We start from the raw sequence: 10,938 nt of genomic DNA, 5'->3' as shown, positions 1-10,938 counted from the left end.
GGGTCGCACCGCCCGGCTGGGTCGCACCGCCCGGCTGGGTCGCACCGCCCGGCTGGGTCGCACCGCCCGGCCGGGTCGCCAGGTTGCCGGGTTGCGCGGTGCCCGACTGCGCCGGGTCCGCCGTCGGGGACATGCTCAGCGCTCCGTACGCTCGGCCACCGCGAAAGAGTACGTCACACCGGTCAGTTGCTCACTTTCGGTCCACAGCCGCCGGGCCGCCACGGTGTCCCGGGCCCGCGACGAACTGCTGGCCGGCACCGGTGGTCCGATTACCCCGAACCGGCGGGCCGGGCCCCAGTAGCTGCCGCCGGTGACGCCCGGATCGGTGGCGGCGCGCAGGCTCGGCAACGCCCCATCGGCCGGCTGCATCCGGATCATCCGCTCGATCCGCGACGGGCTGCCGCCGGTGGACCGGCCGGCGTGCCGGCCGATCTGCGTCGAGGTCAGCCCCGGGTGGGCGGCGACCGCGCGGGCCGCCGACCCGGCCTCGGTCAGCCGGCGCTGCAACTCCGTGGTGAACAGCAGATTGGCGAGCTTGCTCTGCCCGTACGCCGACCACGGCCGGTAGCGGCGGTGCTGCCAGTTGAGGTCGTCGAAGTCGATGCCGCTCATCCGGTGCGCCAGGCTGGAGACGGTGACGACGCGGGCGGCCGGTGCGGTCAGCAGTCGCGGCAGCAGCTCCCCGGTGAGCGCGAAGTGGCCCAGATGGTTGGTGCCGAACTGCAGCTCGAAACCCTGCCGGGTGCGCCCCAGCGGCGGCACCATCACCCCGGCGTTGTTGATCAGCAGGTCGAGCTGGTCGTACTCGGCCTGGAAGTGGTCGGCGAACGCGTTGACCGAGTCGAGGTCGGCCAGGTCGAGCGGTGCGCCGCTGACCTCGCCGGCCGGCCGCTCGGCCCGGATCCGGTCGAGCGCGGACTCGCCCTTGCTCTTGTCGCGGTAGGTCAGCACCACGTGCGCGTTCTTGTGCGCCAGCATCCGGGCCGTTTCGAAGCCGATGCCGGTGTTCGCCCCGGTGACGACCGCCACCCGTCCTGTCTGATCCGGAATGTCATCGTGTGTCCACTTCCGCATGCCTACCCACCCCAACCTCTCGCCCATGTTGACGCCCGCGACAAGCTTTACTCCTTCGACCCAATCTGTCAACCAGTGCGGGCACCCGCCTTCGGCGATCTTGCACTTATCGACCGACAAATAAGACAAAAGCTCTCGATAATTGCAAGATCGTCGGGGCGGGGCGGGGCGGGGCGGGGTCAGGGGGTGAAGAGGAGGCGGATGACCGGGTGTACGGCGGCGGTCGCGTCGTCGCCAAGGGTGGCGGGTAGCGCGCCGGCCAGCCAGAGGGTGGCGAAGCCGTGCACGATCGACCAGGCGGCGAGCTGGGCGTTGTCCTGGTCGTCGGGTGGCACCCGGGGGTCGGCGAGGCTGTCCCGCAGCGCCTGCCCGGCCCGCTGTCGGGCGGCCACCACCTCGGGCGCGTCGAAGTGCAGCAGGCTCGGCTGGAACATCACCTCGAAGTGCGCCCGGTGGGTCACCGCGAACCGCACGTACGCCCGACCGGCCGCCAGGATGTCGCCGCCGGCACCTTCGATCTCCTCGGCGAGCAGTCCCAGGCCCTCGACGGCGATCGCGGTGAGCAGGCCGGTCTTGTCGCCGAAGTGGTGCGCCGGGGCTGCGTGCGAGACGCCGACCCGGCGGGCCAGGTCGCGCAGGCTCAACGCGGCCGGCCCGCTCTCGGCGATCGTCGCGCTCGCCGCGTCGAGCAGGGCCCGGCGCAGGTCGCCGTGGTGGTACGGCTGCGGCATCTGGCGTTCTCCAATCTTGTCGTTGACAAGATGCTACCCGACGTGAGTATCTTGTCGATGTAAAGATCGTGGCGCGCGGGAGCGACGACCAAAGGAGATACCCCTGATGAGTACGGCGGACAAGTGGCTCACGGTGATCGCACTGGTCAGCGTGCCGACGGTGATGTTCGGCGGCTACTCGCTGATGCGACTGACCGGTGCCGGCAAACTCAACGCCTACCAACTGTCGCTGTTCAAGGCCGGGCACGCGCACGCCGGGGTGCTGCTCGTGCTGACCCTCACCTCGCTCGGCATCGCCGCCCGCGCCGGGCTGTCCGACCCGTACACCTGGGTGGTCGGTGCCCTGCTCGCCGCCGGAACGATCAGCCAGTCCGGCGGCTTCTTCCTCCATGCCGCGATCGGCCGACCCGGCAAATGGTCGGTCGGCAACACGTTGACCGTGCTCGGCGCGGCGGCACTCACCATCGCCCTGCTGTCGCTCGCCTACGGTGTCGCGACCAGCTGAGCAGGCCGTAAGGGTTCCACAACAACTCGACCGGGGTCGCGGCGACCCTTTCCGCCGTACGCTGGTCCGCGTGTTGAAACGCTTCTTTTCCGGCCCGATGGGTTGGGCCCTGACCGTCGTCGTCGTCGCCGGTGTGATCTTCGGCGGCTACTGGTTCCAGCCGTGGAAACTCGTCACCGACGACGTCGTCGACGAGTCCGTACCCGTGGTCCAGGCCCCCGATCCGGCCCCGACCCCGGACGCGGACCCGACCCCGGAAGACACTCCCAGCGAGAGTCCCAGCGTGAGCCCGAGCCCGGCCGGCAACCAGCTGCTCGCGTCCGGCGAGTTCGTCACCCACGAACACGAGACCACCGGCACCGCCCAGGTGGTCCAGCTCGGGGACGGCCGCCGCCAGCTCGTGCTGCGCGACTTCGCCACCTCCAACGGCCCGGACCTGCGGGTCTGGCTCTCCGACCAGCCGGTGCTCGAAGGCCAGGCAGGCTGGTTCGTCTTCGACGACGGGCAGTGGGCCGAGCTGGACCGGCTCAAGGGCAACCAGGGCAACCAGGTGTACGACATCCCGGCCGACGTCGACCTGACCGAGCTGACCAGCGTATCCATCTGGTGCAAGCGGTTCTCGGTCTCCTTCGGCGCCGCCGACCTCACCGCCTGAGCGGTCCGCGATGAGCCCCCCGACCTCCGCCGGCCCACCCGTCCGGGTGCTTGTCGTCGACGACGATCCAACCGTGTCCGATGTGGTGCTCCGCTACCTGGAACGGGCCGGCTACCAGGTCGACCGGGCCGCCGACGGGTTCGCGGCGTTGGCGGCGGTCGACCGGGCGGCACCCGATCTGGTGGTGCTCGATTTGATGCTGCCCGGGATCGACGGCTTGGAGGTGTGCCGGCGGCTCCGGCAGCGGGCGGTCACCGTGCCGGTGATCATGCTGACTGCGCTCGGCGAGGAGGCGGACCGGATTCTCGGCCTGCAGCTCGGTGCCGACGACTACGTCACCAAGCCCTTCTCCCCCCGGGAGCTCGTGCTGCGGGTCGGGTCGGTGCTGCGCCGGGCCGGCTCCACCGCAGCCACCGGCTCGCCCGGTGCCGACCCGCCCGGTGCCGACCCGCCCGGTGCCGACCCGGCCGGCGACGGCCCGGCGAGCGCCGGCCCGGCCGCCGGGTCGACGATCGTCGACGGAGACCTGCTCCTGGACACCGGCCGGCGGCTGGCCCGCCACCGGGGTGCCCACCTCGCGCTGACGGTCCGCGAGTTCGACCTGCTGCTGCACTTCGTCCGGCACCCGGCGCGGGTGTTCCGCCGCGACGAACTGCTCGCCCAGGTGTGGGGGTGGAACTTCGGCGACCAGTCAACCGTGACCGTCCATGTGCGACGACTGCGGGAGAAGGTCGAGGACGATCCGGCGCAGCCACGCCGAATCGTCACCGTCTGGGGCGTCGGCTACCGCTACGAGCCGGTGACCGGCAATGCTTGACCTGCCACCGGGCGACATCTTCGTGATCCTCGCGGTCGGGCTCAGCGCGTCGCTGCTGGTCGGGCTGCCCGGCGCGGCAGCGCTGCGGATGGCCCGTCGACGCACCATCACCGTGCACGTCACCGTGCTGCTCACCATCACCGTGCTGGCGGTGCTCGCCGGGGTGGTCGGTGCTGCCCAGGCGATGTTCCTGTCCGCCCATGACCGTGACGTGGTGCTGCTGGTCCTTGCCGGTTCCGGAGCGGTCAGCCTCGGTATCGGCTGGTGGCTCGGCGGCCGGCTGGCCCGCGACGCGGTCTGGGCCGACCAGCTTCGCCAGCGGGAACGCCAGGCCGAAGCCAACCGCCGGGAACTCGTCGCCTGGGTGTCGCATGACCTGCGTACCCCGCTGGCCGGGCTACGGGCGATGGCCGAGGCGCTGGAGGACGGTGTCGTCGCCGACCCGGTCACCACCGCCGAGTACCACCGGCGGATCCGGGTCGAGACCGACCGGATGACGCAGCTCGTCGACGACCTGTTCGAGCTGTCCCGGATCAACGCCGGCGCACTGCGGCTGTCGCTGCGTCCGGTGCAGCTGGCCGAGGTGGTCTCCGACGCGCTCGCCTCCGCCGCGCCGCTGGCCCGGGCGCGCGGTATCCGGCTGGCCGCCGCCGAGTTCGGCTGGCCGGCGGTCGTCGCCAGCGAACCGGAGTTGGCCCGCATCGTCGGCAACCTGCTGCGCAACGCGGTCCGGTTCACCCCGTACGACGGGGTGGTGCAGGTCAGCGCCGGCCGCGACGGGGAGCATGCCTGGCTGGCGGTGGCCGACACCTGCGGTGGTATCCCCGAAGCCGACCTGCCCCGGGTGTTCGACGTGGCGTTCCGTGGCGAGCCGGCGCGCAGCCCGACCGCGGCTGCCGCGACGGCCCAGGCTGATCCCAGGTCGACCGGCGGTGGGCTCGGCCTGGCGATCGTCCGGGGACTGGTCGAGGCGCACGGCGGCCGGGTCGAGGTGGCGAACGCCGGCGCCGGCTGCCGGTTCCTGGTCCACCTGCCCGCCGCCGCCCGCTGACGCCGGACTCCACCGGTCCAGCCGGTCGGCCCGGCGTTGCCGGTCGAGCCCACCCCGGAGCCGGCCGAGCCGGTCGATCACCTCGCCGCCGTACGGGACTTCGAGCAGCAGTTCGTCGCGATGATGGTTCAGTCGGGATTCCCCCAGATGACCGCCCGGGTGCTGGTCAGCCTCTTCCTCAGCGACAGCGGCTCGCTCACCGGCGCCGATCTGGTCGCCCGGCTGCGGGTCAGCCCGGCATCCGTCTCGAAGTCGATCGTCTTCCTGGAACGGATCGGCTTCGTCACCCGGCAGCGGCCGCCCGGTCAGCGCCGCGACCGGTACGCCGTCGACGAAGGCCTGTGGTACCGCTTGGTCGTCCGCGACTCGAACGGATCACCGCCGACTGGCAGGAGTTCCTGTCCGCCCGCACCGTACGGAAGGAGCCGGATGCTGACGTCCGTGCCACGCTGATCCCGTACGAGGATGACGCTGACAGGACAACCGGATGTCGAGAGGACGGGCGAGATGGGCACCGGTCCGCGTACCGGCGACCAGCGGCGGCGAGCCGGTCTGCTCGGCTGCCTCGCGGCACTGGTGATGCTCGCCTGCACCGGGCCCGCCGGCGAGGCCGGGCAGGAGCGGCCGGCTGGCGACGGCCAGCAGCCCGGTGAGCCCGCGTACCGGGTGCTGGTCTACAGCCGGACCACCGGCTTCCGGCACGATTCGATCCCGGCCGGGGTCGCCGCCGTCGGCGACCTCGGCGCGGCGCACGGCTTCGCCGTCGACGCCACCGAGGACCCGGCCGATTTCACCCCCGACAACCTGCGCCGGTACGCCGCCGTGGTTTTCCTCAACACCAGCGGTGACGTGCTCGACGACGCCGGCCGGGCGGCCTTCGCGGCGTACATCGGCGACGGTGGCGGGTTCGTCGGCGTGCACGCGGCCGCCGACACCGAACACCACTGGCCCTTCTACGGCGAACTGGTCGGCGCCTACTTCGCCCGCCACCCGCAGGTGCAGCCGGCCACCGTCGAGGTCGTCGACCGGACGCACCCGGCGACCGCGCACCTGCCGACACGCTGGGAACGCACCGACGAGTGGTACGACTACCAGGCCGACCCGACCGGCGCGCGCATTCTCGCCACCCTCGACGAGACCAGCTACGCCGGCGCCGAGATGGGGCAGCCGCACCCGCACGTCTGGTGCAAGACGCACGCCGGGGGCCGTGCCTTCTACACCGGTGGCGGGCACACCATCGAGGCGTACGCCGAACCACAGTTCCGCGCCCACCTGCTCGGCGGCATCCGCTACGCCGCTGGCCAGCTGCCCGCCGACTGCAGTTCGGCAAACTATCCATGATCTGATTGAACACGGAGCGTGATCTGGTGCACGCTGCAGACCGGCCCAAGCCCGGCCGCAGCAACCTCCCCGAGGAGGAGCGCGTGTCAGAACCATTCCGTACCACCTTGCACCATCTCGCCGCGTCGGCCGCCGCCCGGTCCGCGTCGCAACTACCGCGCGACGCCCGGCTGATCCACCGCCGCGACGAACGCGAGCAGCTACTGGCCGGCAGCTTCGTCGACAGCCTCAGCGGGCTCGTCCCGGCCCGCCGGATCGGCCCGTTACGCACCCCCGGCGGGGTCGACGTCTGGTACGAGGCGTACGTCGCCGCCCGGCGCGTCCAGGTCAAGGAGGTCGGCGCCAGCGCACCGGCGTTCGTGTTCACGCAGTCCCGGCCGGCGACCGTGCAATGCACCGGCACCGTCGTCGACATCGAGGCCGGCACGGTGTGGATCCGCGGCGACCTGTTCGGCGGCCTACCGGCCGACGCGTACGCCGGCCTGCCGGTCACCGGCGGGACGCTCACCCTCGGTACGGCGACGGTGCACGGCGACGTCATCGAGGTGCCCGCCCCGCTCGCCGCGGTGCTCCGGCTCGACCCGGCGCCGGATCCGGCACCGGGCGGTGCGCACGGCGGCTGCACCACCGCCGAAACCGGCACCGAGCTGCCCGGCTCCGTAACGTTCCGGTTCCGGACCGGGGCGGTCGAGCTGGTCGGCGACCCCGGCGCGGCGAAGGCGTGGGCGCAGGAGTTCCGGTTCGGCCCGGCCACCGGACGCTGGACGTTCGTCGAGCGGCTCTGGACGCTGGTGCTCGGCTACGCCGTCGAACCGGCCCAGGTCGACGGCACCCCGATCGGCGCCGACCCGGCCGGCAACCCGCTGGTCGGTTTCGCCGGCACCGGCGCGGTCCACGACGCCGGACTCGGCCTGCCGGTGGTGGTCGCCGCCGACCCGGCGATCCTCGGCGAAGCGTCCACCGCCGCGACCTGGCTGCTGCGGGTGACCGGCCTGACCGCCCGCTGGTACGCCCCCGATCCGCGCGAGCACCCGCTGGACAGCGCCTGGATCGCGATCGCCGCGTCCAGCGCGACGGTGCTCGCCGAGCCGGTCGCCCCGCTGGCGCCGCCGGTCGCCCATGACATCCAGTTGTGGGCGATCGCTGGCGGCGGCGGGCACCGGCTCGGCTGGCGGCAGACCTACGACGACACGTTCTGGCTGTTCTACCGCTGTGACAGCGTCGACGGCGAACACCTGATGGTGACCAGCACCAGCGAGGTGGCCCTGGACCGGCCGGTGACCACCGCAGGGCAGCCGGTGCCGACCCCGACCGGGCCGGGCACGTTGCTGCTGGCCCGCCACGACGGCGAGATCACCGCGCTGCTCGGCGCGGCCGTCCCGGCGGATGCCCACCGGCACCACCAGTTCGCGTTGCGCAATGCGTTGCTGTGGACCACGATGCCGGCGTTCGGCTACGTCCGGGGCACCCTCGCCGGGCCGGCCGGACCGACCGCCGCCGGCCCGATGCTGATCGACAACGGCACCGCGCAACTGGCGTTCGGCCTGCACGCCTGGGCACCGACGCTGCCCGACCCGTACGTGTCGAACGCCGCATTGCTCCGGCCCCGGATCGGGCGGGAACCCCCGCCGGCGGCGTTGATCTGCCGGATCGTCTGGACCGCGCCAGCCGACGTGACCGTCGGGTTCGAAGGCCAGCTCGGTGCCGAGCTGGCGGTCACCGGCCGGGTCGCGTCGCCGGACACGCCGGCACCACCGCCGAAGTCCACCGGCCCGGACGTCGGACCGACCCAGGTCGGACAGGGCCGGCTGGGACTGGACAAGAAGACCGCGGCGCAGTGGGACGCCGCCCGCCGGCTGGAGTTGGAGCTGCGCGGCCAGCGGGTGCAGGCCGCCCAGCACGCCGACAGCGAATCGGTCGTCCTGATCGACCGTTACCTGTCCGAGGTGCTGGGACCGCCGCCGAACCTGCTGCTGCTGGACGTCTCCACCAACCAGGATCTGCTCGGCGTCGGGATCGGGGTGGGCCCCAACCATCCGGGCGCCGCCGGCTCGCACTCGCCGGCCAGCGCCGGTGGCTTCGCCGTCGCCGGACTGGCCACCCGGACCGAGGTCGCCGCGCTGCGGGTGCTGGCGCTGCCGCAGGTGCAGTGGGAACCGGTACGCACCCTCGACGCCGACCAGGACGTCGCCACCCTCGGACTGTTCCCCACGCCGCTCGCCTCGGCCACCGACGGCGGCGCCACCCAGCTCGGTGCCCGCTCGCAGCGGCTGGTGCCGGTGGTGCCCGCCGACGCGGTCGCCGGCACGCTCGCCGCGTTCGGCGACGGCACCCCGGTCGGGGTGCGGACCACGTTCCCGTTCGGACTGATCGCGGCGGTGACGGTGCAGCCGTACGACAGTGGGCCGCGCCCGGCCGACCTGCTCGGGCTGACCCGGCCCGAATTCGACGACTCCCTCGGCGGCATCCAGATCACCGCGCACGCCGAAGGCGGCCGGCCGGGTGGCGGCGGTGTGTCGGCGACCTTCGCCGGCCGGATGCGGCAGCTGATCAACGGTGTCGAACTGCCCACCGGGGATCCGGTCGGGCTGTCGGTGCTCGGCTCCGTCGCCGACCCGGCCGGCAGCGTCGAGGCGATCTTCAACAGCGACATGGCGGCCGAACCACGGGTGCCGGTGACCCGAATCGACCTCTCCGGCTACGGCGCCAGCAACTTCAGCGACTGGAACAACCCGTTCGCCGCATTCTCCGCCACCGCCAAGGTGCAGTTCCGGGTGATGGGTGGCCGGACCGCGATGGAGATCATCAAGGTCAACACGGTGTTGCATCCGTGGGGAATCCGGGTGACCCGCTCGGTCACCGTCGAACGCCGCCCCGGTGGTGGCGTGATCCGCCGCGACAGCGGCTGGCAGGCGTTCACCCCCGGACTGTTCGACTACCGGTACGCGCGTACCGACGGCACCATCGCCGTCGCCCCGTACGTCTTCGACGCCGGGGTGTTCCGGGGCCTGTTCGACGTCCGCTCGATCCGGCCGGCACCGGGCGCGGTGTTCGGCCACGGCGCAACCCAACTGGTGCCGTACCACTTCGACGCCGACCTGGCCCTCGACGGCGCCGCCGGGACGACCCCGGCGACCGGGGTGCTCGGCTGGCTGCAGTTGGCCCCCAGCAACGACCCGGCCGGCGTGGACGCGTTGCGCGCGTTGATCGAGGCGCAGGGTCCGATCGGCGGGCCGATCGACACGTACCTCGACGTCGGTGGCAGCGGTCTGCCGATGCGCGCCCAGCGGGTCGAGGTCGGGCTCGCCGACGACGCCGGTACGGCCGTGTTCGTGGCGACGGTGCGCGGCACCCCTCAGCTGCCGACGACCGGATCCTGGTCGATGGTGGTCCGGCCGGTGGTCGGCGCGCCGCCCGGTGGCGGCGAGGCGACCTCGGTCGCGGACAGCCGTGGCACGCCACTGATCCGCCGCTACCCGATCGAGTACCCGGCCAACACCGACGTGATCACCATGCCGCCGCTGGCCGGCGCGCCGGGGGAGTACCGCTTCGCTGACGCCGCCGACCTGCTGCGCCCGACCGACCCGGCCAACGAGTACGCCTTCGTGCAGTCCACCCCGACGCACGCGTTCCTGTTCCCCCGGCCGGTGGTGCCGGCGCCCGGGGTGCCGAAGATCGAGTCGCGGCACCGGCCGGCGCTGGCCGACATCCTGGCCCGGTCAAGCTCCAAGGGGGCGTTCCCGCCGCCGGCCAATACTTTGGAGACCGCGCCGGGCGCACTGTACCTGGATGTCGGCCCGGCCGGCACGCTGGCGTTCAGCGCCCCGGTGACGTTCACTAACCCGCCGGCGCAGTTGCGGCTCGCCGGGACCGTCGGGCACGGGTCGAACCTGCGCTACGACACCGCGACGCTGCGCCTGGAGGTCAGCGAGGAGCGCTGGTCGGCCGACTTCGCCGGGCTGCGGATCTGGAGCGACGTCGCGGGCATGGTGGCGCTCACCGGCTCGGAGCTGCACATCGTCGGCGGCACCGACCAGCGGCCACAGATTGCCCAACTGCGTTCGCTGCTGCTGGCCGAGATCGAGGAGATCCTGCGCTACCTGCCGTTCATCGGCGACCGGGGAGTGCAGGGACCGATCGATCTGGGCGCGGCCAACGCCAAGCACGAGGTCAAGTTCGAGGCGAAGACGATCGTCAAGTTCCCCAAGTCGGTGCTTCCGCTCGGCGACTACTTCAACCTGACGTTGTCGTTGGGCGCCAGTGCCGGCGTCGACCTGGCCACCGGCGGCCCGAAGGCGTCCGGCAAATTCGGTGTCGAGCTCGAGGGCCGGATTCCGGTGCTGTCGGTCGGCGTCGTCGAGGTCTTCGTCATCGTCAGCGGCAAAATCACCTTCAGTATCACGTCGGTCTCCGGGACGGTCACCTCGGAACTGCTGGAACTGATCGCATTCGTCGGGGTCGGGGTGCGCGGCACGATCGGACCGTTCCAGGCGTACGCGTTTCTCGGCATCGGGTTCGTGCTCACCTACGACGCGGTTTCCGACACCACCAAGTACGGCGGACTGGTCGCCATCGAAGCCGGCGTGGATCTCGCCGTGGTCAAAGTCAAGATCCGGGCCGAACTGAAAGGCCTGGTGTACGACGACGCCGGCACCACCAAGTGCGACTACTCCGGCTCGGTCAAGATCCAGGTCGATCTGTTCCTGATCATCTCGATCAGCGCGTCCTACCAGGTCTCCGACACGGCGACCCTCTGACCCACCG

9 protein-coding genes are annotated in these 10,938 nt (G+C 72.1%); 7 read left to right on the top strand and 2 right to left on the bottom strand.

Features of this window, described 5'->3' with window-relative positions; all coding sequences use genetic code 11:
- Positions 1-135: 135 nt before the first annotated feature.
- Both ACFHVL_RS26125 and ACFHVL_RS26120 read right to left on the bottom strand, forming a co-directional pair.
- Complete coding sequence (locus ACFHVL_RS26125; protein ID WP_416631088.1) at positions 136-1,074, bottom strand: oxidoreductase; 939 nt, start codon at positions 1,072-1,074, stop codon at positions 136-138.
- Between the two features lie 179 nt (positions 1,075-1,253).
- Entirely contained in the window at positions 1,254-1,805 is a 552-nt protein-coding gene (locus ACFHVL_RS26120) for a TetR/AcrR family transcriptional regulator (protein WP_416631087.1), read from the bottom strand.
- Positions 1,806-1,911: 106 nt separating this feature from the next.
- On the opposite strand from ACFHVL_RS26120, the gene ACFHVL_RS26115 reads away from it, so the two are divergent.
- From ACFHVL_RS26115 to ACFHVL_RS26085, 7 genes are all read left to right on the top strand, one after another.
- Positions 1,912-2,310 carry a hypothetical protein gene (locus ACFHVL_RS26115; protein WP_416631086.1) on the top strand — a complete coding sequence of 133 codons (399 nt, stop codon included), beginning with the start codon at positions 1,912-1,914 and terminating at the stop codon, positions 2,308-2,310.
- A 70-nt stretch (positions 2,311-2,380) separates the two neighbouring features.
- On the top strand, positions 2,381-2,965 hold the full coding sequence (locus ACFHVL_RS26110; protein WP_416631085.1) for a DM13 domain-containing protein: 585 nt from the start codon (positions 2,381-2,383) through the stop codon (positions 2,963-2,965).
- A gap of 10 nt (positions 2,966-2,975) precedes the next feature.
- Entirely contained in the window at positions 2,976-3,782 is an 807-nt protein-coding gene (locus ACFHVL_RS26105; protein ID WP_416631084.1) for a response regulator transcription factor, read from the top strand.
- Complete coding sequence (locus tag ACFHVL_RS26100; protein ID WP_416631083.1) at positions 3,775-4,833, top strand: sensor histidine kinase; 1,059 nt, start codon at positions 3,775-3,777, stop codon at positions 4,831-4,833. Before ACFHVL_RS26105 ends, ACFHVL_RS26100 begins: the two co-directional genes overlap by 8 nt.
- A gap of 36 nt (positions 4,834-4,869) precedes the next feature.
- The gene (locus ACFHVL_RS26095; protein ID WP_416631082.1) at positions 4,870-5,286 is read left to right on the top strand and encodes a GbsR/MarR family transcriptional regulator; all 417 of its coding nucleotides are present in this window, start codon (positions 4,870-4,872) and stop codon (positions 5,284-5,286) included.
- A gap of 54 nt (positions 5,287-5,340) precedes the next feature.
- Positions 5,341-6,174, top strand: a complete 834-nt coding sequence (locus ACFHVL_RS26090) for a ThuA domain-containing protein (protein ID WP_416631081.1) — start codon at positions 5,341-5,343, stop codon at positions 6,172-6,174.
- An 83-nt stretch (positions 6,175-6,257) separates the two neighbouring features.
- Entirely contained in the window at positions 6,258-10,931 is a 4,674-nt protein-coding gene (locus tag ACFHVL_RS26085) for a hypothetical protein (protein WP_416631080.1), read from the top strand.
- The last annotated feature ends 7 nt before the right edge of the window (positions 10,932-10,938 follow it).

It is taken from the genome of Micromonospora sp. LOL_023, assembly GCF_048060115.1.
GTDB lineage: Bacteria > Actinomycetota > Actinomycetes > Mycobacteriales > Micromonosporaceae > Micromonospora_E.
The sequence above is the reverse complement of the archived record's forward strand: the minus strand, read 5'-3'. Positions and strand labels throughout refer to the sequence as shown.